The 26,093-nt window shown below is 42.3% G+C and carries 25 protein-coding genes and 1 riboswitch; of the genes, 10 read left to right on the top strand and 15 right to left on the bottom strand.

What is annotated here, in order from left to right; translation table 11 throughout:
• Positions 1-8 precede the first annotated feature (8 nt).
• Complete coding sequence (gene rhtA / locus LDO73_RS05290; protein WP_224060509.1) at positions 9-896, top strand: threonine/homoserine exporter RhtA; 888 nt, start codon at positions 9-11, stop codon at positions 894-896.
• A 278-nt stretch (positions 897-1,174) separates the two neighbouring features.
• Positions 1,175-1,678: a DNA starvation/stationary phase protection protein Dps gene (dps, locus tag LDO73_RS05285; protein ID WP_224060508.1), complete on the top strand. Its 504-nt coding sequence runs from the start codon at positions 1,175-1,177 to the stop codon at positions 1,676-1,678.
• 101 nt (positions 1,679-1,779) lie between these two features.
• Here dps and dinG read toward each other — a convergent pair whose 3' ends face one another.
• Complete coding sequence (gene dinG, locus LDO73_RS05280) at positions 1,780-3,903, bottom strand: ATP-dependent DNA helicase DinG (RefSeq protein WP_224060507.1); 2,124 nt, start codon at positions 3,901-3,903, stop codon at positions 1,780-1,782.
• A gap of 438 nt (positions 3,904-4,341) precedes the next feature.
• On the opposite strand from dinG, the gene sseA reads away from it, so the two are divergent.
• Both sseA and LDO73_RS18090 read left to right on the top strand, forming a co-directional pair.
• Positions 4,342-5,181 (top strand): 3-mercaptopyruvate sulfurtransferase, encoded by an 840-nt coding sequence (gene sseA, locus LDO73_RS05275; RefSeq protein ID WP_224061136.1) that lies wholly within the window; start codon positions 4,342-4,344, stop codon positions 5,179-5,181.
• A gap of 133 nt (positions 5,182-5,314) precedes the next feature.
• Positions 5,315-5,773: a hypothetical protein gene (locus tag LDO73_RS18090; RefSeq protein ID WP_224060506.1), complete on the top strand. Its 459-nt coding sequence runs from the start codon at positions 5,315-5,317 to the stop codon at positions 5,771-5,773.
• Positions 5,774-6,267: 494 nt separating this feature from the next.
• On the opposite strand, the gene LDO73_RS05265 is transcribed toward LDO73_RS18090, so the two are convergent.
• The 3 genes from LDO73_RS05265 to rhlE all read right to left on the bottom strand — a co-directional run bounded on the left by LDO73_RS05265 (position 6,268) and on the right by rhlE (position 9,055).
• Positions 6,268-6,516, bottom strand: coding sequence for a GlsB/YeaQ/YmgE family stress response membrane protein (locus tag LDO73_RS05265; protein ID WP_036949742.1), 249 nt, complete (start codon positions 6,514-6,516; stop codon positions 6,268-6,270).
• Between the two features lie 167 nt (positions 6,517-6,683).
• On the bottom strand, positions 6,684-7,643 hold the full coding sequence (gene dusC, locus LDO73_RS05260; protein WP_224060505.1) for a tRNA dihydrouridine(16) synthase DusC: 960 nt from the start codon (positions 7,641-7,643) through the stop codon (positions 6,684-6,686).
• The gene (gene rhlE / locus LDO73_RS05255; RefSeq protein WP_224060504.1) at positions 7,643-9,055 is read right to left on the bottom strand and encodes an ATP-dependent RNA helicase RhlE; all 1,413 of its coding nucleotides are present in this window, start codon (positions 9,053-9,055) and stop codon (positions 7,643-7,645) included. The genes dusC and rhlE overlap by 1 nt, the downstream gene beginning before the upstream one ends.
• A 288-nt stretch (positions 9,056-9,343) precedes the next feature.
• Between rhlE and cecR the strand changes: the two genes are divergently transcribed.
• The 5 genes from cecR (at position 9,344) to LDO73_RS05230 (ending at position 15,118) form a co-directional block, all read left to right on the top strand.
• A complete protein-coding gene (gene cecR, locus LDO73_RS05250; RefSeq protein ID WP_224060503.1) occupies positions 9,344-10,042 on the top strand; it encodes a transcriptional regulator CecR in 699 nt (232 codons plus the stop codon).
• A gap of 66 nt (positions 10,043-10,108) precedes the next feature.
• The gene (hlyD, locus tag LDO73_RS05245) at positions 10,109-11,101 is read left to right on the top strand and encodes a secretion protein HlyD (RefSeq protein ID WP_224060502.1); all 993 of its coding nucleotides are present in this window, start codon (positions 10,109-10,111) and stop codon (positions 11,099-11,101) included.
• Positions 11,102-11,109: 8 nt separating this feature from the next.
• Positions 11,110-12,867, top strand: a complete 1,758-nt coding sequence (locus LDO73_RS05240; RefSeq protein ID WP_224060501.1) for an ATP-binding cassette domain-containing protein — start codon at positions 11,110-11,112, stop codon at positions 12,865-12,867.
• On the top strand, positions 12,864-14,003 hold the full coding sequence (locus LDO73_RS05235; RefSeq protein ID WP_224060500.1) for an ABC transporter permease: 1,140 nt from the start codon (positions 12,864-12,866) through the stop codon (positions 14,001-14,003). The genes LDO73_RS05240 and LDO73_RS05235 overlap by 4 nt, the downstream gene beginning before the upstream one ends.
• A gap of 8 nt (positions 14,004-14,011) precedes the next feature.
• Positions 14,012-15,118, top strand: coding sequence for an ABC transporter permease (locus LDO73_RS05230; protein WP_224060499.1), 1,107 nt, complete (start codon positions 14,012-14,014; stop codon positions 15,116-15,118).
• A gap of 127 nt (positions 15,119-15,245) precedes the next feature.
• Here LDO73_RS05230 and LDO73_RS05225 read toward each other — a convergent pair whose 3' ends face one another.
• From LDO73_RS05225 to LDO73_RS05205, 5 genes are read right to left on the bottom strand one after another with little or no spacing between them, the layout of a single operon-like run.
• A complete protein-coding gene (locus tag LDO73_RS05225) occupies positions 15,246-16,016 on the bottom strand; it encodes a class I SAM-dependent methyltransferase (protein WP_224060498.1) in 771 nt (256 codons plus the stop codon).
• Positions 16,017-16,030: 14 nt separating this feature from the next.
• On the bottom strand, positions 16,031-16,381 hold the full coding sequence (locus tag LDO73_RS05220; RefSeq protein ID WP_224060497.1) for a cupin domain-containing protein: 351 nt from the start codon (positions 16,379-16,381) through the stop codon (positions 16,031-16,033).
• 47 nt (positions 16,382-16,428) lie between these two features.
• The gene (locus LDO73_RS05215) at positions 16,429-17,169 is read right to left on the bottom strand and encodes an ABC transporter ATP-binding protein (RefSeq protein WP_224060496.1); all 741 of its coding nucleotides are present in this window, start codon (positions 17,167-17,169) and stop codon (positions 16,429-16,431) included.
• Positions 17,166-18,185, bottom strand: coding sequence for a FecCD family ABC transporter permease (locus tag LDO73_RS05210; RefSeq protein WP_224060495.1), 1,020 nt, complete (start codon positions 18,183-18,185; stop codon positions 17,166-17,168). The genes LDO73_RS05215 and LDO73_RS05210 overlap by 4 nt, the downstream gene beginning before the upstream one ends.
• Positions 18,178-19,266, bottom strand: coding sequence for an ABC transporter substrate-binding protein (locus tag LDO73_RS05205; RefSeq protein WP_423810875.1), 1,089 nt, complete (start codon positions 19,264-19,266; stop codon positions 18,178-18,180). The genes LDO73_RS05210 and LDO73_RS05205 overlap by 8 nt, the downstream gene beginning before the upstream one ends.
• A gap of 95 nt (positions 19,267-19,361) precedes the next feature.
• On the opposite strand from LDO73_RS05205, the gene LDO73_RS05200 reads away from it, so the two are divergent.
• Positions 19,362-20,078, top strand: a complete 717-nt coding sequence (locus LDO73_RS05200) for a Crp/Fnr family transcriptional regulator (RefSeq protein ID WP_224060493.1) — start codon at positions 19,362-19,364, stop codon at positions 20,076-20,078.
• 39 nt (positions 20,079-20,117) lie between these two features.
• Here the strand turns inward: LDO73_RS05200 and LDO73_RS05195 are convergent, their stop codons facing one another.
• The 6 genes from LDO73_RS05195 to moaA all read right to left on the bottom strand — a co-directional run bounded on the left by LDO73_RS05195 (position 20,118) and on the right by moaA (position 25,495).
• The gene (locus LDO73_RS05195; RefSeq protein WP_224060492.1) at positions 20,118-22,166 is read right to left on the bottom strand and encodes a TonB-dependent receptor family protein; all 2,049 of its coding nucleotides are present in this window, start codon (positions 22,164-22,166) and stop codon (positions 20,118-20,120) included.
• A gap of 284 nt (positions 22,167-22,450) precedes the next feature.
• On the bottom strand, positions 22,451-23,158 hold the full coding sequence (locus LDO73_RS05190; protein WP_006812719.1) for a Bax inhibitor-1/YccA family protein: 708 nt from the start codon (positions 23,156-23,158) through the stop codon (positions 22,451-22,453).
• Positions 23,159-23,311: 153 nt separating this feature from the next.
• A complete protein-coding gene (gene moaE, locus LDO73_RS05185; RefSeq protein WP_224060491.1) occupies positions 23,312-23,764 on the bottom strand; it encodes a molybdopterin synthase catalytic subunit MoaE in 453 nt (150 codons plus the stop codon).
• A gap of 2 nt (positions 23,765-23,766) precedes the next feature.
• Positions 23,767-24,012 carry a molybdopterin synthase sulfur carrier subunit gene (moaD, locus tag LDO73_RS05180; protein WP_224060490.1) on the bottom strand — a complete coding sequence of 82 codons (246 nt, stop codon included), beginning with the start codon at positions 24,010-24,012 and terminating at the stop codon, positions 23,767-23,769.
• The gene (gene moaC / locus LDO73_RS05175) at positions 24,009-24,488 is read right to left on the bottom strand and encodes a cyclic pyranopterin monophosphate synthase MoaC (RefSeq protein ID WP_224060489.1); all 480 of its coding nucleotides are present in this window, start codon (positions 24,486-24,488) and stop codon (positions 24,009-24,011) included. Before moaC ends, moaD begins: the two co-directional genes overlap by 4 nt.
• A 26-nt stretch (positions 24,489-24,514) precedes the next feature.
• Complete coding sequence (gene moaA / locus LDO73_RS05170; protein ID WP_154604380.1) at positions 24,515-25,495, bottom strand: GTP 3',8-cyclase MoaA; 981 nt, start codon at positions 25,493-25,495, stop codon at positions 24,515-24,517.
• Positions 25,485-25,624, bottom strand: a riboswitch (molybdenum cofactor riboswitch). It overlaps the preceding gene by 11 nt.
• Between the last annotated feature and the right edge of the window lie 469 nt (positions 25,625-26,093).

Raw genomic sequence — 26,093 nt, 5'->3', positions numbered from 1 at the left:
TTTTATTCATGTCTGCCGATACTAAAAAGAGTGCTTTTCCGCTATTACCGATAGGCTTGCTATTACTGGCAATGATGTCAATCCAAAGCGGTGCCTCTTTAGCTAAAACATTGTTCCCACTTATCGGCGCACCGGGTGTTACCGGTTTACGTTTGTTACTTGCCACGATTATTTTGTGCGTGATCTTTAAACCGTGGCGTTTAAATTTTAGAAAAAGCTCACTGGGGCCGCTGCTTGCTTATGGTTTATCTCTCGGAACCATGAACTACCTGTTTTATTTAGCACTTGAGCGTATCCCTTTAGGGATTGCGGTCGCACTTGAGTTTACGGGCCCATTAGCCGTTGCGATGTTCTCTTCTCGCCGTCCTATCGATTTTCTATGGATTGGGCTTGTCATTACTGGGTTGCTGTTCTTACTGCCTATTGGCAATAACATTGACTCACTTGACCTCGTTGGTGCCGCTTATGCTTTAGGTGCCGGTGTCTGCTGGGCAATTTATATTATCTTTGGGCAACGCGCTGGTGCGGGTTACGGTGCCGCTACCGTTGCTGTGGGTTCATTGATTTCGGCACTCATTTTCTTCCCAATTGGGTTGATGCAAACCGGGGTTGAAGCGATGTTTGACCCTGCCATTCTACCTATCGCTCTAGGTGTGGCCATTTTATCTACCGCATTTCCGTATACATTGGAGATGATAGCGTTAACCAAGCTACCCGCAAAAACCTTCGGTACCCTAATGAGCCTAGAGCCTTGTATGGGGGCTTTCTTAGGTATTGTCTTCCTGCAAGAGCATTTAACGATGACACAGTGGTTAGCGCTTCTGTGTATTGTATGTGCGTCTATTGGTTCAACATCAACGTCAATACCCAAATCAAAGATTGAAAAAGTGTCGTAAATAATTACGTCCTATTTTCTTTAATCAAAGGCTAATAAGTATTTCCATTAGCCTTTTTTATTTATTTCATGAGCGAGTAAGATAAGCTTCATTTATTTGAAATGTCGTAACGATAGATTCAATTGGTAAAACCTAAATAAGTAAATCTTCAATAAAAATTCCACTATTTTACCTATTAAAGTAATAGTTAATTACTTTATGACATTCTTAGCTTTACACTCTATATTTATAATCAGACAAGATAACTAAATCAATTTATATTTAAGAGAGGAAATTCTATGAATACTGCAAAATTATTTAAAACCTCTTCAACTGAACTTTTATATACCCGTAATGATATTGAAGATAGTGTTAAATTAGAAACCATCGGTATCTTAAACATGATGGTTATCCATTTCACCGATCTCTCTTTAATCACAAAACAAGCACATTGGAACATGCGCGGTCGTAACTTTATCGCAGTGCATGAGATGTTAGATGGTTTTAGAGATAGCATCGTTGAACACTTGGATGAGTTTGCTGAGCGTGCGGTTCAGCTAGGTGGCGTCGCCACAGGGACATCACAACAAGTCAATAAATTCACATCATTAGAAGCTTATCCTTTGGATATTCATTCTGTACAAGACCATTTAAAAGCATTAGCGGAACGATATGCTGTTGTTGCGAATGATATTCGTAAAGCTATCGATGAAGTTGAAGATGAAAATACCGCAGATATGTTTACTGCCGCATCTCGCTCACTGGATAAATTCCTGTGGTTATTAGAAGCTAATATTGAGTAGTGTCGTAAAACAGAGTCAATATATTGACCATGAGACCACTTCGGTGGTCTCAATTATTTATCACCTTAATTATTTATCGCACTACTTCTTTATCACCCTATTTACTTGTCGCCCGACTTATCTGATGTTGGCATTTCAGGTTGTTCAATAGGGAAAATGGGTAACGAATTTAATAAACGTTTGCCATAGTTTTTAGTTAATAAGCGTTTATCATAAATGATAATTTCTCCATAACATTCATGACTTCGAATCAAACGTCCCGCTTGCTGGATCAAATTAAATGAAGCACTAGGTAAACTTTGTACCTCGAATGGATAGCGTTTTAATGACTTCAGCCAGTCCCCTTCAGTAATAATCACCGGGTTTGTCACAGGTGGAAATGCAATCTTGTGAATATGCACCTGAGTTAAAAATTCCCCTTTTAAATCCAACCCTTCCGCAAATGATTGTAAGCCGATTAACGCGCTTTTTTGCCCTTGTTTAATACGTTCACAGTGCGTCTCCACTAACCTATAGCGTGGCTGATCCCCCTGCACTAATAGTTGTAGGCGCAAATCCTTCACATGCTCCAAAAACCCTTCCATCGCTCGCTGGCTACTAAATAAGATCAATACTCCACGATGGTCACTTTCGGTAAATTGATGGCGAAAATAGGTTGCCATCTCTTTTAAATGTTCAGCTTCATTTGCCATGATTGGCTCATGCTGCATTTTGGGAATAACCAACTTGCCCTGTTCAACATGATTAAACGGTGAGGTAAGCGTCACAAAACGGTCATCACTCTTTTCAGATAATCCTGTTAACTCCATAAAACGTGAATAGCTGTTCAAAGAGCGAAGTGTTGCCGATGTCACCACAATATGAGGTACATTTTTCCATAGCAAATGTTGTAGCTGTTCACTCACGCGGATCCCTGCACAATGCATAAAAATCCGCGACTGATTTTTCTCATAGCGGCGGCTAAGCCATTTCGAAACAGGTGCACCCGAGCTTTGATCAAGAGAGGCTAAGCGCCACAATTTAGTCATATTTTCAAAATAGCCCATAGCTCGACTTGTCACTAAGATGGAGCGATGTAAACGCACAATATCTTGCTTTGCCGTTTGTTCCGTTAAGTCACTGAGAATCGCCTCTGATAGCCCACGTAATGCATCCGTTAGCTTAAATAACTCTTGGCAACATTGCTGCATTACCTCAGGCAAGATCCCCATTGGGAACAAATATTCCGACTCTTTGGATGTTTCAGGTAATAGCCCGTTAGCTAACAGTGAAAAATCACGAAAACACTCTCGTAATTTTTCGGCATGTTGCTGTAGCTTATCAGGATTGGTCAACTTAGGCGGCTTTGCAGGGCGAAACTGCGCAACATACTGCGCGACATGATGAATAAAATTATCCACCTGTGCCGTAAGCTGAACTAACGTAATTTCCCCTTCAACTTCTAAAGCGTCTCTCGCCACATCGGGAATGTGGTGCCCTTCATCGAGAACTAACAGTAATTTCTTGGGATCCGGTAATACCGATTCACTTTCCATGGCGGCCATCACTAAAGCGTGGTTAGCCACGACCACATCTGCATCTTCAATTTCACGACGCGCAATAAAAAAAGGGCATCGTTGATAAAACTGGCAATTACGCCCAAGGCAGTTCATTTTATCGGTGCTGACTTTACGCCATAGACTATCACTAAATGCCTTTTTATGGTGGTCACGCAGCCCATCCCAAGCAAAGCCATGAAAATCATTGCGTAATTGCTGGCATTGAGCTCTCTCTTCACTGTTGGCAATTTCAGTTTTGTCTTCCACCAACAACATTAAATCAATTTGCTCCCCTTCCGCGGCACAAATCGCTTCTAAGTTTCGGGGACACACATAACGCGCTCGCCCAAATGCGCCTGTATATTTTAAGTCAGGGATAATTTTGCTCAGTAATGGCAAATCCTTACTGAATATTTGATCTTGTAGAGCAACGTTGGCGGTACTCACGACCAACGTTTTGCCTTCTTCGCGCCCAACCGCAATGCCTGGTATCAAATAGGATAAGGTTTTTCCCACCCCTGTTGGTGCTTCAATAACTAAATGACGCCCTTCTGTATCCGACAAATTTTTCGCCACTTCAGCTATCATCTGCCGCTGAGGAGCCCGAGAGACGAACCCCTCGATTTGATTAGATAACCCCTTATACCATTGAGTTATTTGTTCTTTTATTTTATTTGACAGAGACATAGATGCGCAGAAGACCAAGTAAAAAGGAGATGATAACCAATCAAAAAAGAGGCTGGAAAGCCCCTGTTTCTCTTTTGCGAAACCCTTCGCAAAACTACTGTATTAATTTCCATTATACACAAATTCTGGAAAGCCTTTCGCAAAACACCAAATCGAGCCAAGAAAATACCCCGTAAAACTTGTTTGCTATCACCATCCAGTTATACTTTGGCATCTTCGTGTCAAATCAGGCTAATAAAAATGAAAAAAGTCGTCATCGCACTATGTGCATTATGCGCATTGAGTTCTATTGGGGGGATTATGCTTGCCGGGATGAATATTTATACCCGATCCACAACACCTATAGAGCAAAACCAGGCTCAATCGCCATCGATATTTCCTGCACCTAATCAGATCCAGTAATCATCCATTATTAATCAAACGGGACGGTGAGTTATGATGTACAACGATTATTTTGTAACACCAGAGTGGTTAAATTCACATCTTTCAGACAGTAATATTATTGTGCTTGATGTCTCTACACCACCACCTACCGCCCCTTATGATTGCTACCAAAGCTACCTCGATGAGCACATTCCCCAAGCTCAATTTTTTAATCAAGATGAAGTCGCCGATAAAAGCTGCGACTTACCGCATATGCTCCCTGACGCAACCACATTTAGTCAAGCTGTTGGAGCGATGGGTATTAATAATCAAACCCAAGTCATTATTTACGCACAAAATAACTTATTTTCATCCCCGCGTGCATGGTGGACTTTCCGTACTTTAGGCTGCAAACACGTTAAAATTTTAGCGGGCGGAATTAACGCATGGAAAGCAGCTGGTTTCGCAACCCAATCAGGTAAAGTCACCCCACCAGCTGCACAAACCTTTATTGCTGATAGACAAAATGCCAATGCACTGAATCAACAGCAAATGTTGGAGGTTGCCACTGAAGGTAAAATTCAAATTATCGATGCGCGTGCGGCTGCCCGTTTTCTGGCTCAAGCCCCTGAACCTCGTCCAGGTTTAAGAATGGGCCATATTCCTGGCAGTAAAAATGTGCCTTGGGATCTATTAGTGGATAATGGGGAATATAAATCCCCCGAGCAGTTAAAAGCTATTTTTGCCGAGCAAGGCGTCGATATTCTCGCGCCAACAGTTACAACCTGTGGATCAGGTATGACGGCTGCCGTTGTCTTACTGGCATTGGTCTTATTAGGAAATCCACATGTGCGCCTCTATGATGGTTCATGGGCACAATGGGGACAAGACAACGGGTTACCAATCGAACCTTAATCATTTTTTATTCCCTCATAAACAAGCGTTAATTATGAGGGAATTTATTTTTTCTATTTAAATCTAATATTATAAAAAATTAATCTAATTAATTACGTTTTCTATTACTCTATTTTTATGGAGCTAATAACTAATGAATACATTATGGGAACTCTGGGTAATAAACCTAGGGACTCTATCTACCTTTGTCGGTACAGCAGCAACTTTATGGGTTCTATTACAAACATCAAGATTAACGATTAAATTTAATCGTAAAGCTTCTATTTATTTTCATAAAGAGAAGTTAAATACTCTTTTTAATAACTATTACATACACATATCAGAAATATCCAGTGTAAACATGAGTAGTAAAGATAAAATTCTATTGCAAAGAAAGATGCTATCCCTACATAATTACTTTTTATTTATGGAATTAAAAGACAAAAAATTCAATGCATATATAAAGAAATACACCATTAACACTAAGAAGATTTTAGCCATTAATAATCATGAAGACCTAAATTATAATCACTATCTTCACTTTTTTAATGAGACAATTATCTTACTCGACTATGTAAATAATACACTTAGTATATCAGAAAGAAAAATATGAGGTTTATCATGGAATTTAATGAGAATAGAATAATCTGTAATATCCTAATGAAAAGCTTGCATAAAAAAATACTATGGCAACAAACACAGGAAATACATCCTGTACTTCATAAAAATTCGGAGAAATTCATTACAAGTTGCTTTAATACAACTAATTTAGACGATATAACTTTTTATTTATACACTTACCGAGCTTTAGATTTAGATCCTATATTTAATTATCATATTAATATCGATAAAATCGAATTATCTTTAGTTGAAAATAATTATATTACTTGGAGCTATTCAAAAAATGGATTCCTCATTCAAAAACTCCTTGAGCTGATGACGTCTCAGATGTCATCCATTCATAAATTTATGACTCTGGAACCATGTGAAAATTAAAAAATTAAAGCCACTCATTATTTAGCGAACGTCATAATAAGTGGCTTTAATAAATAGCAAATTATGTGGTAGTGAAAAAACCTACCCTTGATGAAAATGACCCAAGAAATGTTACTTAATAAACATTCCCGCAAGGAATAGCACGACAATAGCGCCGATCACGGCAACAACAAAACTACCGAAGTTAAAGCCATCCACCTTGCCTTTACCAAAGAATGTGCTGATGTATCCCCCGACAACCGCCCCGACGATCCCCAATACGGTCGTCATGATAAAACCCATTTGATAGGTTCCAGGCATTAGCCATTTAGCTAAAACACCTGCGATTAAACCAAAGATAATCCAAGCAATAACGCCCATTTGAGGCCTCCAATATCTCTGTTGCTCTAAATTTCCTAGCACGATAACTTTATTACACAATATAGACTCTTTAATCATTTCATACGGTGATGACAGTATTTTGAATTAATCACCACCATACATAGTAATTAAAGACCTAATCTCAAATTTTGGCAAATTTCATCATGTTAAGATAATGCGACAGAAAGCTGCTCCACATGCAGCGCAATAACATCCGCTATTTGCTCTGCCGTTTTCAAAGCCCTCACTTGAGAAAACAGTTCATCCGCCTGCTGATACTCTTTACGCAAATAACTCAGCCACTGTTTGATACGAGCAGCATGGTAATGCCCGGTATCGCCCAGTTTTTCTAGCTCCGTATATTTAAAGAGTATTTTCCCGACCTGTTCCCAAGGCATCTTCGTGACATTATGTTTGATCACACGACTCAAATTCGGCGTATTTAAAGCACCTCGGCCGATCATAATCGAATCGCACCCGGTGATTTCCATACAGCGTTTAGCACTTTCATAATCCCAGATTTCACCATTGGCAATCACTGGAATCGACAGTTTCTGACGAAGCTCACCAATCGCCTGCCAGTTAATGCATTCCGCTTTATAGCCATCTTCCTTTGTGCGCCCGTGAACCGTCAATTCAGTCGCTCCCGCTTGCTGTACAGCATCCGCAATTTCGTGAGCAAACTGGCTACTATCCCAGCCCAAACGAACTTTTACCGAAACGGGTAATTCCTTCGGTACCGCCGCCCGCATAGCTTTAGCAGCGTGATAAATAAGCTCCGGCTGCTTCAATAACGTCGCACCGCCACCGCTGCCATTCACCGTTTTTGATGGACAACCGCAATTGAGATCGACGCCCCAAGAGCCTAGTTCAATCGCGCGGTTGGCATTTTCAGCCAACCACTCAGGATGCTGCCCTAGCAGCTGCACCCGCACTAACGTTCCCGATGGCGTTCGACTACCCTGTTGCAATTCTGGGCATAACCGATAAAACGTTTTTGCTGGCAACAAGGTATCAACGACTCGCACAAACTCAGTGATGCACAAGTCGTAGTCGTTCACCTCACTCAATAAACGGCGAACCAGAGAATCGAGCACCCCTTCCATCGGGGCGAGCAGCACACGCATTAGCTATCACTACGCCCTTGTCTAACGCGCTTCTGGGCATTTTTCCACGGTGAACCTGAAGTCGATTCAGATTGGCCTTTCTCGGAATTCGCATTTTGGCGACGAGGGCGGCTCGGACCTTTATTGCTATTATGGCCTGAATGATTGCTGCGCTCACCACGGCTATCCTCAGAGCTACGGCGATTATCAGACCCGCGACGGCTATCTGAACCACGACGGTTATCAGAACCACGACGATCATTAGGCTTTTGGATCGGCTCAGCTTTAATTGATGGGTCTGGCTCGTAGCCTTCAATTTCCATCTGCGGGATGGATTTCTTCAGTAATTTCTCGATATCTTTAAGCAGCTTAGCTTCATCGATACACACTAAAGATACCGCCATACCAGTGGCTTCCGCACGTCCAGTACGACCAATACGGTGAACATAATCTTCCGCCACATTCGGTAGCTCAAAGTTAACCACATAAGGCAGTTGTTCGATATCTAAGCCGCGAGCCGCAATATCTGTCGCCACTAATACACGGATATCCCCTGATTTAAAATCAGCTAAAGCACGGGTACGAGCGCCTTGGCTCTTATTACCATGAATCGCCGCCGCTTTGACACCATCTTTGTTTAAATGCTCAGCTAAGCGGTTAGCGCCATGTTTGGTACGCGTAAACACCAGAACTTGCTGCCAGTTTTCACGCCCAATCATAAACGACAGTAATTCGGCTTTACGTTTTTTATCCACTAAATGGACGTGCTGCGTTATTTGCTCAGAAGCCGAGTTACGCGGAGCCACTTCAATAGAAACTGGGTTATTCAACAACTTGCTCGCCAGCTGTTTGATCTCATCAGAAAACGTTGCTGAGAACAGAAGATTTTGGCGCTTTTTAGGTAACTTTGTGATCACTCGGCGAATATCGTGAATAAAGCCCATATCCAACATACGGTCAGCTTCATCCAAGACGAAAACTTCGACCTGCGATAAATCCACTGCATTTTGATGTTCTAAATCTAACAAACGTCCTGGGGTTGCAATCAACACATCCACACCACTACGCAATTTCATCATTTGCGGATTGATACTGACGCCACCAAACACAACAAATGAACGAATTCTCAAATGGCGGCTATATTCTTTTACGTTTTCAGCCACCTGAGCTGCAAGTTCACGGGTCGGGGTTAAAATTAATGCACGAACAGGACGACGGTTATTGCCGCGAGGATTGTCCACCAGCTTTTGCAAAATAGGTAAAGTAAAACCGGCTGTTTTACCCGTCCCTGTTTGGGCGCTAGCTAATAGGTCTTTGCCCGCTAAAACAGCAGGAATAGCTTGTTGTTGAATCGGCGTAGGGCTTTCATAGCCTAATTCATTAATGGCACGCAAGATTTCCTCGTTTAACGCGAGGTCAGAAAAACTAGTCAAATTAATTACTCCGGGCTCCACCACTTCAATTTACTGGGCAGCTCTAGGGGGGAAGATTCGATATTCAATAGAAGAAAGCGCAAACTGCCATGCGACGCGCAAAAATTCTACCATCATTTGACCGTGATAAATATATTAATTTAGATTGATGAATAAACTAATACAAAATCTGCTTTATATAGTATATATACGTATACAAAACTAAAGATACATCCGTTTTCATCCTGCACAATGAATAAATGCCAACTAAGAGCATGCTAAAAATTATTTAATCCTGAATCAAAAGGAATGTTTATGAACACAAATTCGTCGCCAACATTACGTGGAGAGAACGCCAAACTCCAACTTCTTCTCGCCGCCGCCGATGTTTATGGAGAACAAGGCATCGATGGGGCAACCACCCGCCAAATTGCCCAAGCATCTGGGCAAAACATCGCAGCCATTTCCTATTATTTCGGGTCTAAAGAAGGGTTATATCTCGCTGTTGCTCAGCAAATTGCTAACAATATCAAAGAAAGCTTCGCTGAAAGTATCACTCAAATAGATAACTTTATTAATCAGCCCGCAGAGTTACAAATTCCAGAAGAAGCGCTCGAATTACTGAAAAAAACGATTATTTCATACAATTTTTTCCAGCTTAAAAAAGAAAACTTAAGCTTTTCACGTATCCTAGCTCGTGAACAACTAAACCCAACCGAAGCATATGGATTGATACATGAACAAGCGTTGGGCCCCATTCACTCACGGCTCAATCGCTTAATTTCCATCTACATTGGCGCTGACCCCAATAATCTAGCGACCTTAATCCACACGCACGCCATTTTGGGTGAAACCCTCTCTTTTCGCATTGCGCGAGAAACATTACTCAGACAAACAGGTTGGAAGCACATCAACGAAAACGAATTTAAAATTATTAATCAGGTTCTTATTGAGCACATTGACATTTTATTATTGGGGTTACGTCATCGCCAACAAGCAGAAAAGTGATATGATATATGGATAAAATTAAATCATAATCTTGAGTAATGTTTTTATCCGTCACTAAGGTTAGCTATGAACACAAAACGCCGTGCACTGGTTATTTTACTGATTATCATGCTGATTGCCGCTATTGCTGGGGGCTTCTATTATCAGTCTCTTAAGGATAAGACATTCGCCTTATACGGGAATGTGGATGTACGCACCGTTAACCTTAGTTTTCGAGTCAATGGTAAACTCGCCTCTTTAGATGTTGATGAAGGGGCGAAAGTCACTGCTGGACAATTACTCGGGAAATTGGATGATGCGCCTTACATCAACGCATTAAATAAAGCCAAAGGCCTGCGTGACAGCGCCAAAGCCCAGTTAGCTCTCAAAGAAAAAGGCTACCGGACACAAGAAATTGCGCAAGTCGAATCTGAAGTAGCTCAACGTCAAGCCGCTTGGCAATATGCGGATAATTTTTACAAACGCCAGCAAGGTTTAGCAGCCCAAAAACTGATTTCCGCCAATGATTTAGATAATGCCAAAAACAACCGCAATCAAACTCTTGCAGCTCTCAAAGCGTCCCAAGATAAACTCAACCAATATCAGAGTGGATTTCGCCAAGAAGAAATTGCGGCTGCACGCGGTGAGTGGCTACAAGCAGAAGCCACTGTAGCCCAAGCTGAATTAGACCTTGCAGATACTATCCTTACCGCGCCATCTGACGGTACAATCCTGACTCGCGCTATCGAACCCGGTACCATCATTGGTGCGGGTAATACTGTATTTAGTGTCACATTAACAAATCCAGTTTGGGTTCGTGCCTATGTGAGTGAGGCACACTTAGGTGATGCCGTTCCTGGCAGTAAAGTCTTACTCTTTACGGATAGCCAACCTAATACCCCTTACCATGGCACGATTGGTTTTGTATCCCCCACGGCCGAATTTACCCCCAAAAGTGTACAAACACCGGATTTACGTACTGACTTAGTCTATCGATTACGGATTATTGTCGATGATCCTAATGATAAACTGCGTCAAGGAATGCCCGTCACCGTTCAATTTACGGCACCTCAGCAGTAGGGCGCATTATGGCTCAGCAAAACACTCACTCATTGAACAGCGTTATTTCGTTAAATAACGTTGAAAAACGCTTTGTTGGGCTAAATAATCCTGCAGTTGAAAGCCTAACGACCGAAATTCACGGCGGATCTGTGACGGGGTTAGTCGGTCCCGATGGTGCAGGGAAAACAACGCTGATGCGCATGCTTGCAGGACTACTTAAACCGGATTCAGGGCAAATCCGCTTAATGGGATTAGACCCGATTAAAGACAGTATCGAAGTGCGGGCAAACCTCGGTTATATGCCGCAAAAATTCGGTCTATATGAAGATTTAACGGTTCAAGAAAATCTTGATTTATATGCAGATCTGCGTGGTGTTGTTGGTGAAGAGCGCCAACAAACCTATGAACAACTACTCGCATTTACTAGCCTAGCCCCATTTACTACTCGCCTTGCCGGTAAGCTTTCTGGGGGAATGAAACAGAAATTGGGACTCGCCTGTACCCTATTAGGTAAACCGAAAGTTTTACTGCTGGATGAGCCGGGTGTCGGCGTGGATCCTATTGCCAGACGAGAGCTGTGGCAAATGGTGCACACCCTTGCTGACGATGGGATGTTAATCCTCTGGAGCACATCGTATCTGGATGAAGCTGAGCAGTGCAAAGAGGTGCTGCTACTCAATGAAGGCAAGTTACTGTACAGCGGCAAACCCGAGCTGCTCACCCAAAAGATGGCTGGACGCTCATTTTTACTCGAAGTGCCCGCAACGCAAAAACGCACTATTCTACAAAATGCCTTAGTGTTACCTGAAACCACCGATGGCGTGATCCAAGGCCGCTATATTCGCTTAATTTTAAAACCTCACGCATCCCAAGAGAATTTACTTAATGCCTTAAATATGGGAAATCAAACGCTGATTGAAGCCCAGCCGCGCTTTGAAGATGCCTTTATTGACCTTTTAGGCGGTGGGCCATCTCATCGTTCTGAACTCGCCGCTATCGTGCCACAAATTCCACCCGCCCCCAATGAAACCGTCATTGAAGCCCGTAACCTAACCAAAAAATTTGGGGATTTTGCCGCGACGGATACCGTCAACTTTCAGGTAAAACGTGGTGAAATTTTTGGGCTATTAGGGCCTAACGGCGCAGGAAAATCCACCACATTTAAAATGATGTGTGGATTAATGAAACCAACTGATGGGCAGGCGCTAGTGCTTGGTATGGATTTAAAAACCAGCTCAAACAAAGCCCGCCAGCACCTTGGGTATATGGCGCAAAAATTTTCCCTCTATGGCAACCTCAAAGTTGGGCAAAACTTAAAATTTTTCTCCGGTGTATACGGATTGCATCATAAACAGCAAGCAACCAAAATGCAGGAGATGATTAACGCGTTTAATTTTACACCCATTATCAGCCAGATTACTGATTCACTCCCGCTGGGTTATAAGCAGCGCCTTGCTCTCGCCTGCTCATTGATGCATGAGCCGGATATCCTCTTTTTAGATGAACCGACTTCAGGGGTTGACCCGCTAACTCGACGAGAATTCTGGCTGCATATTAATGGCATGGTAGACAAAGGCGTCACCGTTATGGTCACCACCCACTTTATGGATGAAGCTGAATATTGCGATCGTATCGGATTGGTTTACCACGGAAAAATTATTGCAGCCGGTACGCCTGACGAGCTAAAACAATTGGTAGTCAGCACAGAAAATCCTAATCCATCGATGGAAGATGCCTTTATTGAATTGATTTTCAACTACGATAAACAGCAGGAGGCACAATGAAGACAACCGCCTCAGGTTTTTCATGGCGCAGGCTTAAAGCCCTCTGTTGGAAAGAAAGCAAACAAATAGTTCGCGACCCAAGCAGCGCTTTAATTGCCATAGTCATCCCGCTGATGCTGCTGTTTATTTTCGGTTATGGGATCAATCTAGACTCCAGTAAATTGCGGGTCGGTATTCTGATGGATCAACAAAGCCAGCCGGCTCGTGAATTGGTCGATACATTTACTGGCTCCCCTTTTATTGATGCCACTATTAGCGATAATCGCAATTTATTGATTAATAAAATGCAAGCGGGAGAAATTCGCGGCATTGTGGTGATCCCCGTCAATTTTGCTGAACAATTTTCTCGCCCTGATGGGCATGCCGCAATCCAAGTGATCACTGATGGGAGTGAACCGAATACCGCCAATTTTGTACAAGCCTATACCAAGGGGGTTTGGCATACTTGGCTTATCCAACAAGGTGAAAATCAAGGTTATCCCACCGACCCGCTTATCGAACTCAATATGCGCTATTGGTTTAACGAAGCGGCACTCAGCCAACATTTTATTATTCCAGGTGCTATTAGCATCATTATGACCGTCGTGGGTGCCATTTTAACTTCACTGGTGATTGCACGAGAATGGGAACGAGGGACGATGGAAGCATTACTCTCCACACAAATAACACGCACTGAATTATTGCTATCCAAATTATTGCCTTACCAAGTGCTTGGCTCCTTTGTGATGATTTTGTGTATGTTGGTGACAACCTTTGTACTCAATATTCCTTATCGGGGATCTTTATTGGTGTTATTTGTGATCACCAGTTTGTATCTTGCCACTGCCTTAGGGATGGGATTATTAATTTCTACCATCACTCGTAATCAGTTTAATGCCGCAATGGTTGCGCTAAATGCTGCGTTTTTACCTGCGATCATGTTATCGGGGTTCATCTTCGAAATTGATAGCATGCCTGCATTCATTCAAGTCGTGACTTACTTTATTCCTGCTCGTTATTTTGTCAGTAGCCTACAAACCCTGTTTTTGGCGGGAGATATCTATCTGGTATTGCTCACCGATTTCTTATTGCTGATTGCTTCAGCGATATTATTCATTGGCTTAACGGCGCTGAAAACGCGTCGCCGTTTGGATTGAGGTGAAATATGTTTTATCGTCTTTACACCTTAATTATGAAAGAGTTGCAATCATTATTGCAGGAGAAACAGACGCGAATTATTTTGATCATGCCCGTCATTTTCCAAATGATCCTCTTCCCACTGGCGGCGACCTTAGAAGTCACTAATACCACCATTGCCATTTTTGACCAAGATAATGGCGAGCATTCCATTGAACTCACTCAACGCTTAGCAAAAGCCAGCGCATTTTCCCATGTGCTGTTACTGAAAAATGAACCTGAGATTCGAGAAACGTTAGATAACCGTAAAGCCTTGTTAGTCGTCCGCTTTAATCAAAATTTCAGTGCTGATATCGCCAGCCATCATACCGCGAATATGATGTTGCTATTGGATGGACGAAACTCGAATAGCGCCCAAATAGCGGCTAATTACATTGAACAGATAGTCATGCAATATCAGCAGGAGCTCACACAAGCCCAAGTACAGCCCAATAACAGCGAGCTGATTGTCCGAAACTGGTACAACCCAAACTTGGATTATAAATGGTTTATTGTGCCGTCATTAGTGGCATTGATTACGACGATTGGGGTACTGATCGTCACCTCGTTGTCTATTGCAAGAGAACGAGAACAAGGAACCCTCGACCAACTATTAGTTTCGCCACTAACCACATGGCAAATCTTTATTGGCAAAGCGATTCCTGCCTTAGTCGTCGCCACTGCACAAGCCACATTGGTGTTAGTGATTGGGATTTTTTGCTACAAAATCCCATTCGCCGGTTCTCTGTTACTGTTCTACGGCACAATGGTATTTTACGGATTATCGTTGGTGGGATTTGGGTTATTAATTTCTGCGCTCTGCTCGACTCAGCAACAAGCTTTTATTGGCGTGTTTGTGTTTATGATGCCCGCGGTGTTGCTATCCGGTTATATCTCCCCCGTCGAGAATATGCCTGTTTGGCTACAGGATATTACGTGGGTCAACCCCATCCGCCACTTTACGGATATCACTAAGCAGATTTACCTTAAAGATGCTGATTTTTTCGTGGTATTTCACAGCTTATGGCCTCTTCTGATTATCTTCCTGATAACCAGCTCTCTGGCTTATTACTTATTTCGCAAAAAAATTGCTTAATCTTATCGGTTAAAAATTGCCTGTTGAAAGCCGTTAATTGCCCTTAGATTGACGTTTTTGGGGCTCTATTCAAAGTACGGAGACTCAATGCAATTTAGCGCCTCCTTGCGCATATTTTTGGGCTTCCTTATTTCACACTAGCAACGGCAATATAATTTAACTTTCCACGGTTTTGTCGAAAGTGTCGGAACATCCGTAAGAATTGAGGTCGATTCTCTTTTTTTAATGCATTACGAATAATTTTTATCGTACCAAATAAACCTTCATCATAAATCAGCCCCTTTGGTGACAATAAGGTCATCGGTCCTGTGCTAGACAGTACACTCTGAAAACCGGCTTGCTTAAATAAATCAATCCATTCAGCTTGAGGTAGTGGCTGTGCTTTTACATGAATAGCTTGGTGCATTTTGGCCGCAATATCTTGTGGATCCTGCGCATCTTTAAATGCAATATCATGGGTTAATAAGCAACCACCGGGTTTTAATACACGATAGTATTCTTGCAATAATTTTGCTTTCGCTTTATCTCCGTACATTGTTAGCATCGCTTCATTAATCACTACATCAAAACTATTATCAGCAAAGGGTAATTTTGATGCATCAGCCATTTGGATAGTGATTAAATCCGTTAAACCATGCTGGTCTACATTTTTTTGAGCCTTCTCCAAAGCGTGTTTATCCATGTCTATACCGGTGATATGACAATGATATTGTGAAGCAATTTCAATGGCAGTCGTTCCCATATTGCATGCAATTTCAAGTACTTGACTATCTTTATGTAAGCCAGATTGGCTAAGCAACCACTGAGTGGCAATTTTTCCGCCGGGACGTAAGCGTTTTTTTCCAAGACGAGCTAAAAATTTATGCCCTGCCTCATGAGCAGTAAATGATTGTTCCATAAATACTCTCCAAACTAATGGTTACACTCATGACTAGGTTCGCGAAGCATAACCAACAGCATTTTAGCAGGCTCAGGCGCATCAACAGCATGAGGAATATTTGCTGGCATTCTGACGATTGTTCCCGGTTTAGCAGTCACCAATTCACCGTCAATCGTTAGTAATAAACTGCCTTCAGCAACCATTACGATGGCATCAAAAGGAGCACTATGCTCAGATAATGCCTGACCTTTATCAAAGGCAAATAAGGTAATATTTCCCCCACCATTTTTAGCTAAAACTCGGCTGGCAATCCCTTGTTCGGTATAGTTAATTAGTGTGCTGATAGTTAAAGCTTCAGCAGGTGTTATTGTGTTATCGCTCATAATTTCACATTCCTTAATGCTATTGATTGTTTGTATTCATTCAAAAATTATCTAAACAGAGGAACAACCCCTTGTATTTCCCTGCTTTGCCCATGAATGGGCATAATTGACACCGGCAATTGGTAGAGCTGAGAAAGGTTTTGTTCCGTTAAAATGTGTTGGGATTCACCAAATAAACAGCGTCCTTCGTTAAACAGTAATAATGAATGATCCGCAATATGCAGAGCATGCTGTGGATAGTGGCTGGTAAATAAAATGGTCATTTCACGGTGTTGGGCTAAATCGCGTAACGTACTAAGAACATTATCTTGATTGGCTAAATCCAATGCAGAGGTGGGCTCATCCAAAATTAAAATTTGAGGCTCGCTGGCAAGTGCTCTGGCTATCATAACCATTTGCTTTTCACCGCCACTCAATCGATTAAATTGCTGGCTGGCAAAACGACGTAGACCTAAATAATCCAAGCATTGCTCAACAATTTGATTATCGCGTTCACTGGGTGATGCATACCAAGGCAGGTGGCGAATACGCCCTAAGCTCACCATGGTACGCACAGAATAATGAAATAATGAACCTGTAAGTTGTGGCACATACGCAACAGGAGCATTTAGAGATACCTGACCTTGCATGCCCTTTTGTAGCCCCAACAATAACCGCAATAAAGTGGTTTTCCCTCTGCCATTAGGGCCTAAAATAGCGCCAATACTCCCTTTCGGCTGATTGAAACTTAAATCAGTGAATAACTGACGCTGACCTATTGAAAAATTGAGGTGTTTTACGTCAATCATAAATCAGCCACCTTTTTATTAAGTGCATGAATTAAAATCGCAAAAATAGGCGCGCCAATTAAAGCCGTGATGACGCTGAGTGGAATTTCTGCATTGGTAATACTTCGAGCAAAGGTATCCACACCAATCATATAAATCCCACCAATCACCGCACTGGCAGGCAGCAAAATACGGTGATCATGCCCCACGACAATCCGCGCAATATGCGGAACAATTAACCCTACCCACCCAATAGTGCCAGACACTGCAACGGTAGCACTGGTGATCAATGTGACACTGAGTAACACCGCCCAACGCGTCCGATTGATTTTCATTCCTAAAGCCTGTGCATTTTCTTCTCCGAGTGACAGCACATTAATGCGAAAACGCAGAGCAAAAATAATCAATACTGAAAATAAAACGACTGGCAGTACAATCACCAACTTTAGATAAGAAGCACTCGCAAAGCTCCCCATCAACCAAAAAACAATGGTTTGTAGCGTGTTATTAGGGTCTGCAAAATAGGTAATCAATGAAATAAGTGCCGCAAAAAAAGCATTGATAATGACACCAGCAAGGATCAGCATCAGTAGCGGGCTCCCTTGACGATTCATACCTAATAAAAAAACCAACATAATCGCCACCAGCCCACCAATAAAAGCAAATGAGATAGTTATCAACAGTGAGGAAAACAATAAAATAGCTAAAGCTCCGCCTAACGCAGCGCCAGAAGAAACACCAATAATTTGCGGTCCGACTAGAGGGTTACGGAAGATACCTTGCAAAGCGGCTCCTGCAACGGCAAGACCAGCCCCCGCAATACCGGCAATCAAAACTCGAGGTAATCGAACACTCAGCACCACATTTTGTTCTGTACGGCTATAAATTCCCCCGCTTTCGTTCCCTAAAATGGCATCATAAAGAATATGAAATACAGAAGAAAATGAGACCGGATAACGCCCAAGGCTCAATGCCAACAAAAACATAAAAAGGAAACAAATCCCAAACGTCATCCATAGCATATAAGGGCTACGCATTTGGCTTCCCCATGAGAGAAAGGTAATGCTGGCTATTTTTATTTAGCTCAATCTGTAAAATTCCATCAATTTGTTCTTCCGTGACGTGATAACCATAAAGCTGCTGATAACGTTGACGAATTTCTTCACGTAAAGGAATATTGGCAGCTTCAGGGTGAAATACCATTGATAACCATTGCCAATATAATGGGGTTTCTTGATTTGGTGCATCCCAAATAAAACCGCCAATCGGCAGTTTATAAACTCGTTGATTTTTAACTGCGGTAACGTCACTCAACATTGGGTTACGATATACATCCGCAGGGGATAAACCCTCTTCAAAATTACCGAGTAAAATAATATCGGGATCCCAAAGTAGGATTTGTTCAATATTCAGGGTTCTTGGACCCGTTAAATCCCGATTTAAGCTCACCCCTCCCGCTAGTGCAAAATCGGCATTGTTGTGAGATGTCGAACCAAATGTTTGAATACTTTGATTAAAGTGAGACAGATAAAGAACTTTAGGTTGCTCTGATTCAGGAATTTTCGCCGTAGTAGCGGAAAGCGAGTTCACCACTTGTTGACGCCACAGGATCATCTCATTGGCTTTTTCGTTATGCCCTAAAGTTTGTCCCATTAATCGGATCCACTCTTGGGTATAACTTTCTTGCCCATAGCCTAGTGTTGCAACAGTCAGCCCCGCATCTCGCATCGGGGAAATAATATCGTCCCCTCGATGCCCCCATTGCCATACTAGATCAGGCTCAACATTGAGCAATGCTTCAATATTCGGCGTGAAATTATTGCCAACAACATTCGAATTAACCTGCAACACAGGCGAAAACATCTTTCCAAGCATTCCTTCCCGAGCCGCGACTTTCGCAAAGGGGTGCATACCGACTAATTTTTCACTACTTTCATCCATGCCCACTAGCATTGACGCCGCAGGAATGGGGATCACAACAATGCGTTTTGCAGGGGCAGATAAATGAATTTTATCGCCAGACATATCCGTAAAATCAACTGCTTGAGATGCACTCGCATTGACCATTGACCCAAGCATCAAAAATGGCACTGTCATTTTAAAAACATTATTTATCATATGGTTATTCAACTCTCCGCCAATAACTTAATTGATAATGTGTATGATTATCATTTATACTCAAGCTATTCTAAGGTGCCCGAAGAGGATGACCTATGACATTTGTCAAAAATGCTTTTCCCTACACTCAATCGATCGAAGCGCTTATAAAATGTCCGTTATTTTCTGATATTGAAGAGCAAAAATTAGCGTTATTACTTGAAAATTGTGGCTATATTCAATTTAAAAGTGGCGAAATTGTGAACTATGAAGGTGATGTTTTTAAATATTGCCCTTTAATTATCAATGGGCAGATGGAAGTGTATCGACACACTTATTTAGGTGAGGAGAAAATCTTTGGGTTATTTACAGAAGGGGAAATTGTAGCAATTGCCGCCGTTTTTATGCCACATAACCGTTATCCAATGAGTTTACGCACAAAAACAGACGGGGACTCACTTCTACTGGATAAACGAGATATTTTGCGGCTTTGCCATGCTTGCCCACAGATTATGGAAAAATTACTCATGCGGTTTAGTACTAAATTGTATGAAAACATTAACCATATTGATTGGCTTACATCGAGCTCAGCAGAACAACGGCTTGCGGCTTACATTCTTGATTTAAAAAACAAGCAATTAACGCCGAATATTATTTTACCGTTATCTCGAGGGCAGCTAGCAGCAAAATTGGGTATGCGTTATGAAACCTTGAGTCGATTAGTCTCCGGCTGGCGTCAAAAAGGATTTATTGATATCGAAAAAGACATAGTACGAATTAATAACGAAAATTACCTCACTCAACTGTCTATTTCTGCCCAGCGCCCCTTTTAAGGTTAGCGCATTATTTCAATATAATGCGCTAATTATCAGTTAGAAATTGAAAGTAACGCCGCCGTTAACATTAAAGCCCATACCTGGGAATAATGTACTGTCCTTGGCTGTCACGGTTTGATTAGCCACCGATGTCGTTGCATAACGTTCATCCGTTAAGTTATCCATTGATACGTAAACTGACCATTGTTCCGTGGGTTTATAGCTGCCTTTTACCCCTAAAACTGCATAATGTTTTCGTTTTTGAATATCGAGGTTGTTTTGGTGATCAACAGCCATATCTGTTGGTGCCCAATGAATATTAGGACCGAAACTCCAATCACCTAGCTCATATAACACTTCGGCGGCCACAATATTACGAGGAATACCCGCGATGTAGTTTCCCTTATATTCTCCGCCCATAAAGCGGAAGTCATTGTAAGTCCAAGATGCACGGTAGTTAATATCCCCAGGACCTGCACCAATTCGCCCTGTAAGCCCAGCTTCAAATCCTTGATGGCGGGTTTTAGCCGCATAGTTGAACACACCAACAACAGTGCCAGCACTATCATAGGTTGTAATGTATTCATCTTTAATTTGGCTACGATATAGCGCAAGATTCCATTTCAATCCCTCGGTCACATCGCCTTCACCACCAATTTCATAAGTAATGGACTTTTGTGGTGACAACTTAGTCAACTTGCCATCGCTGGAATTAATAATTTCCCAAAATGTGGCGGGTTCCTCACTCGCACTGATATTAGCAAAATAGCGCTGGCTTTCCGTTGGACGCCAAACAATACCAGCTTTTGGGGTCAAAAATGTCCAACTTTGGTCTAATGATATGGCACTTTGGCGTTTTTCTACATCACGGCGAGCATGAGTCGCTTTCACATCAAAATTGACAGTTACCGTTGGTGTAACATGTAAATCAACTCCCACGCTGCCATACATATTTTCAGCGTGCCCATCATACTTACCTATTTTTTTCTTATCTGCTGGTGTCCCTTTGCGGTTTTGCATTAAATCAGTTTGTAGCGTCATTTGATCCCACGCTAATGCAGTGCGATAAGTCACAGGCTCAGTTTCTATATTATAAGTGAGCTGCAATCCTTCACTGTGGCTCTGGCTAAAACGGTAGTATGCTGGCGTTGTAAAGTTATCATGTGTACGGATGTGCCATACCCCCGCGCCAATTGCTTGATTACCAATTTGCCAGTCAGACCGGTTAGCGACTCGAAACTGCTCTACATTACGATGTGGATCGCGCAGCCAAACCATCGGGTAAACATCTGTTGGGTTATTGTTCAGTACCTCTTCAGAAACAGGACCTGCAACATCAAAACGTAAATCCGTCCAATTTAACCACGTGCGGTTTTCAAAATTATCTGTGACATAGCCAAAATTGCTACGTAATGTTTTTCGTTGAGATGCAGAATGTTTACGGTAGCCATCAAAGTGGTCATAAGTAAAATTCACCCGCGCATCAAGTGATCCGTCATCAGACACACCACCAAATGCAGTTTGTAGCCCTTCTCGCCCATAAGATCCATACTCATAGCGCAGCCGTCCCTGCTCATTTCGTCCTGTATAGGACAAAACATCCAGCTCGCCACCAAGGCTATTACTTTGCGGATTTAAGCTATTTGCCCCACGACGCACACTCACCATCCGTGCATCACGCATTTCCAATGTACTGATATGGAAGCTACCATCGGCATCTGTTGCAGGTAGGCCATCTTGTAACAATAAAACGCCTCGAGCTAATGGCGCACTTTGTACCCCTGAGCCACGAATATTTAGTCGAGGTTGGTCAATACCACCAAAAAAGTTTTGGATCACCAATCCGGGTTGGTAATCCAATGCATCTTGTAATGTAGCAAGGCGTGTATCTTTTTCGATCACAACTAAATTGGTTCCCCCTGCCACTTTCTCAAGTTTTTCTTTTTCCTGCTGCTCAGTGGGCGTTAAACGGCTGTGTCCCATTGACGAGGTCACAATCAGCGTATCTCGTTCTGCTGGTGCAGCTATAGAGAAAGTCAACGAGCTCAACCCAAAAATCAGAGCAGTACAATGCGCTAATTTATGCTGTTTTAGTGGATAAGACATATATTTACCCCAATAATAGTAATGGTTATCATTTTCATTTAGAGGCATAAAATAGTAGAAAAAAAACCATTTCCCTATGACATTTGTCAAAAGCGAAAATAATTTGAATTAAACCCAAAACATAAATATCTGATGAAGATTAGGACTTGCTAATTTGAAGGGATTTATTTGAAAGTTGATGAAAAATAAGGGAAATATAAAATAAAAATCCCTCGTGTATAAACGAGGGATTTAGGTAGAAAAAACGGCATAATACGGATGTATTCCGCCTATTTAATCAACAATTAACGGCGATCACCGAAAATACGCAGTAACATCAGGAACAGGTTGATGAAGTCTAAATACAGAGATAATGCACCCATAATGGAGTATTTACGCATATTTTCTCTGTCATCTTGGTTGATTTGCTCACCCATTTCTTTCAGCTTTTGAGTGTCATATGCGGTTAATGCAGCGAACAGTAACACACCACCGTAAGTGATCACCCAGTACATCATGGAACTTTGCAGCCAGATGTTAACCAGAGAAGCGACAACCAGACCAATCAGCGCCATAAACAGGAAGTTACCCATCCCTGTTAAGCTACGCTTAGTCGTGTAACCGTAGAAACTTAGAGCACCGAACATCACTGCAGTAATGATGAATGTTCCAACAACAGACTCACCAGTATAAACCGCGAGGATCACGGAGATGGTTAAGCCCGTTAACAACGCGTACAGCATAAACATACCCGTTGCAATGGCACCGCTCATTTTCGGCAGTAAGAATGACAGACCCATAACTAAACCAAGTTCAGCAATGATCATTCCGAAAAATAATACTTTATTGGTTGCGATAGTGACAAATAAACCGCTGCTTAAAGAATACCAAGCAACAAAAGCCGTCAGCAATAATCCGACGGTCATCCAACCGTAGACTTGTGACATAAATGCCTGAACGCCAGTGCTGGCATTCTGGACAAGAGAATCATTACGTTGATCAAATTGACCCATGATGGTTACCCTTCCATTTTAAGAAAAATCGACCCAGCAAAACCACCAACAGAGTAATCCTTACTGTGATCGGACAAATTTGTTCCAAAGTTTATCACAATATTTTGACATTACCATTCGGCTTATTCGCATTTTCTGCTTAACAATTTAAGACTACCAACGGTTTGCAGAAGCTTCATCACTCTCTTTGGCTTCCACCCAGCGTTCATTATCAGGGAGAGACTCTTTTTTCCAGAATGGTGCTTTGGTTTTCAGGTAATCCATTATAAATTCAGCTGCTTGAAATGCAGCATTACGATGTGCACTGGTCACACCCACAAATACAATCTCTTCACCGGGTTGTAAAGTACCGATACGGTGGACCACACTCACGCGTTGCAGTGGCCAGCGTTCACGAGATTGCATCACAATGTCCGCTAAGGCTTTTTCCGTCATTCCGGGATAGTGTTCAAGAGTCAGTGCCGCTACGCTGTCCCCCAAATTATGATTACGAACTTTACCTGTGAATGTCACCACGGCACCATCACTGTCACATTCAGCAAGCCACGCATACTGCTCGCCAACACTAAAATTCTCAGTTTGTACCGCAATATGGGTATTGTCCATGATCATCCCCCAGTGACTGGTGGGAAAAAAGCCACTTCATCACCTGCATTCAGGGGATGATCAGCAGAAACAAACGATTGATTAACCGCAGCTAATAATTTTCCATCTTCCAAAGCCAATGCCCAACGATCACCTTTTTGAGTTAATGCCTCGCGCAGAGATCCTACCGTTGGGTACTGTGCCGCTAACTCTAAACGGTCAGTGCCAACTAATTCACGAACTTGAGCAAAAAAGAGGACTGTGATCATGCTTCCACCTTAAAATGACCGGATTTTCCACCCGTTTTTTCTAATAAACGCACAGGACCAATAACCATATCTTTTTGTACCGCTTTGCACATATCGTAGATAGTTAATGCCGCAACAGAGGCCGCCGTTAACGCTTCCATCTCGACGCCCGTTTTCCCAGTCAGTCGGCAACAAGTTTCGATGCGCACACGGTTATGGGCTTGCTCAGCTTCAAGGGTGACTTCCACTTTGGTCAGTAGCAAAGGATGGCACAGCGGGATCAACTGCCACGTATTTTTTGCCGCCTGGATCCCTGCAATACGAGCTGTCGCAAAGACATCCCCTTTATGGTGACTGCCATCCACGATCATGGCTAAGGTTTCTGGGTCCATCGTCACAAACGCTTCTGCGCGTGCTTCACGGACCGTTTCCACTTTGGCTGATACATCAACCATGTGCGCCTCGCCCGACGCATTGAGGTGGGTCAGTTGGGACATAATTACTCCTGAAAATCAAAAAGTTATTAACCGCCGATAACGGAAAGATTCGGGGTGATCCCGCTGTCGCCTTGGTGAAGGAAATGGGTTTCGCGCTTAGACATTAAGCCACTTTGGATACGTGCTTTTAGGGCTTCATTCTGATTTTCATCACCCAGTAAATCACGCAGTGGAATGCCATTTTCACCAAATAAACACAAATGCAGATTACCTAAAGAAGACACTCTGAGACGGTTGCAGCTTTGGCAAAAGTCCTTCTCATACGGCATGATCAACCCAATTTCCCCTTGGTAATCAGGGTGACTAAAGACTTGAGCTGGACCATCGCTACGAGAACGTGGCTGCATATACCAGCCTTCTGCAATGAGGCGATCACGAACGGTTTCACCAGACACATGGTAACGCTGGAATAGGTTACTGCCTTCCCCTGTTTCCATGAGTTCAATAAAACGCAGTTGAATTGGACGATGTTTGATCCAATTGAGGAAAGATTTGAGGGCGATATCATTGACGTTTTTCATCAAGACCGCGTTGACTTTAACTTTTTCGAAGCCAGCATCAAATGCAGCATCGATCCCTTTCATGACTTGGAAAAATTTGTCTTGCCCTGTGATCGCGGCAAATTGGCGAGGATCAAGGCTATCCACACTCACGTTCACGGCATTCAAACCCGCATCACGCCATGCTTGCACATCACGCGCCATCCGATAACCATTGGTTGTTACGGCGATTTTTTTGATGGAGTTATTTTCTTTGATAGCCGCGATGATATCGGTGAAGTCTTTACGCATGGTTGGCTCACCGCCAGTGATACGGACTTTTTCAGTCCCTAACTCAGCAAAAGCGCGGCTCACTCGACGGATTTCATCAAGCGTCAGAAATTCATGGCGGCCACTTGGTTTGTAACCATCAGGTAGGCAATATGTGCAACGGAAGTTGCAAACATCAGTGATAGATAAACGAAGATAGTAAAATTTTCGGTCAAATTGATCGACAAGTTGCTGCATATTCACACCTTTCCAAATACGGGAGATGCAGACATTTCTATCTCGCACCCTGGTGACTCTGAGGTCACGGCCAAGACATCATATTCAGTCACTGAACTTAGATGCAAAGGCTAGGAGTTTTACAGGAGCCTGGTAACTAAATTGAATTTAAATAGTTAAAAACATCATAGTCACTAGGTTCACTTATTTTCTGTAAGGATTTTAGCCTATTGCAAAGTAAAAAGCGAACTCGAATACGATATATACCTTATTATACAACGATTTGCGTTTTATAAACCGGAGTCTCAGAAGTCCTTATTATTATGGATAATTTTTCATTATTTCTCTGAAGTTTTCGGAAATTAAGTGTCAGGTTGTTGTCAAAGCAACGTTAATTCAATGCACTTTGTTTGTTGTAGATCACTTTTATCGTGAACCAAATTTCAATGACATCAATACCGTACATTGAGCTATTAAAATTCTGATAAACACCAAGAGTAAAATAAAAAATGATGTTAAATAACGGAGAGGAAGGTACGGGATAAATTAATTTTCAGCGAGTTCAAAAACAATGAGTGCCTGATAATTTTTAATTTAATCAATCATACTCACCAAATTA

This window comes from Providencia alcalifaciens (assembly GCF_915403165.1).
Taxonomy (GTDB): domain Bacteria; phylum Pseudomonadota; class Gammaproteobacteria; order Enterobacterales; family Enterobacteriaceae; genus Providencia; species Providencia alcalifaciens_C.
Note: the sequence above shows the minus strand (reverse complement) of the source record. Positions and strands in the feature narration are given on the sequence as shown.

Bases quoted from the DNA above. Each gene is read 5' to 3' on its own strand.
- rhtA (WP_224060509.1), top strand. From the start codon at position 9: ATGTCTGCCGATACTAAAAAGAGTGCTTTTCCGCTATTACCGATAGGC.
- dps (WP_224060508.1), top strand. From the start codon at position 1,175: ATGAATACTGCAAAATTATTTAAAACCTCTTCAACTGAACTTTTATAT.
- dinG (WP_224060507.1), bottom strand. From the start codon at position 3,903: ATGTCTCTGTCAAATAAAATAAAAGAACAAATAACTCAATGGTATAAG.
- sseA (WP_224061136.1), top strand. From the start codon at position 4,342: ATGTACAACGATTATTTTGTAACACCAGAGTGGTTAAATTCACATCTT.
- LDO73_RS18090 (WP_224060506.1), top strand. From the start codon at position 5,315: ATGAATACATTATGGGAACTCTGGGTAATAAACCTAGGGACTCTATCT.
- LDO73_RS05265 (WP_036949742.1), bottom strand. From the start codon at position 6,516: ATGGGCGTTATTGCTTGGATTATCTTTGGTTTAATCGCAGGTGTTTTA.
- dusC (WP_224060505.1), bottom strand. From the start codon at position 7,643: ATGCGTGTGCTGCTCGCCCCGATGGAAGGGGTGCTCGATTCTCTGGTT.
- cecR (WP_224060503.1), top strand. From the start codon at position 9,344: ATGTTTATGAACACAAATTCGTCGCCAACATTACGTGGAGAGAACGCC.
- hlyD (WP_224060502.1), top strand. From the start codon at position 10,109: ATGAACACAAAACGCCGTGCACTGGTTATTTTACTGATTATCATGCTG.
- LDO73_RS05240 (WP_224060501.1), top strand. From the start codon at position 11,110: ATGGCTCAGCAAAACACTCACTCATTGAACAGCGTTATTTCGTTAAAT.
- LDO73_RS05235 (WP_224060500.1), top strand. From the start codon at position 12,864: ATGAAGACAACCGCCTCAGGTTTTTCATGGCGCAGGCTTAAAGCCCTC.
- LDO73_RS05230 (WP_224060499.1), top strand. From the start codon at position 14,012: ATGTTTTATCGTCTTTACACCTTAATTATGAAAGAGTTGCAATCATTA.
- LDO73_RS05225 (WP_224060498.1), bottom strand. From the start codon at position 16,016: ATGGAACAATCATTTACTGCTCATGAGGCAGGGCATAAATTTTTAGCT.
- LDO73_RS05220 (WP_224060497.1), bottom strand. From the start codon at position 16,381: ATGAGCGATAACACAATAACACCTGCTGAAGCTTTAACTATCAGCACA.
- LDO73_RS05215 (WP_224060496.1), bottom strand. From the start codon at position 17,169: ATGATTGACGTAAAACACCTCAATTTTTCAATAGGTCAGCGTCAGTTA.
- LDO73_RS05210 (WP_224060495.1), bottom strand. From the start codon at position 18,185: ATGCGTAGCCCTTATATGCTATGGATGACGTTTGGGATTTGTTTCCTT.
- LDO73_RS05205 (WP_423810875.1), bottom strand. From the start codon at position 19,266: ATGATAAATAATGTTTTTAAAATGACAGTGCCATTTTTGATGCTTGGG.
- LDO73_RS05200 (WP_224060493.1), top strand. From the start codon at position 19,362: ATGACATTTGTCAAAAATGCTTTTCCCTACACTCAATCGATCGAAGCG.
- LDO73_RS05195 (WP_224060492.1), bottom strand. From the start codon at position 22,166: ATGTCTTATCCACTAAAACAGCATAAATTAGCGCATTGTACTGCTCTG.
- LDO73_RS05190 (WP_006812719.1), bottom strand. From the start codon at position 23,158: ATGGGTCAATTTGATCAACGTAATGATTCTCTTGTCCAGAATGCCAGC.
- moaE (WP_224060491.1), bottom strand. From the start codon at position 23,764: ATGGACAATACCCATATTGCGGTACAAACTGAGAATTTTAGTGTTGGC.
- moaD (WP_224060490.1), bottom strand. From the start codon at position 24,012: ATGATCACAGTCCTCTTTTTTGCTCAAGTTCGTGAATTAGTTGGCACT.
- moaC (WP_224060489.1), bottom strand. From the start codon at position 24,488: ATGTCCCAACTGACCCACCTCAATGCGTCGGGCGAGGCGCACATGGTT.
- moaA (WP_154604380.1), bottom strand. From the start codon at position 25,495: ATGCAGCAACTTGTCGATCAATTTGACCGAAAATTTTACTATCTTCGT.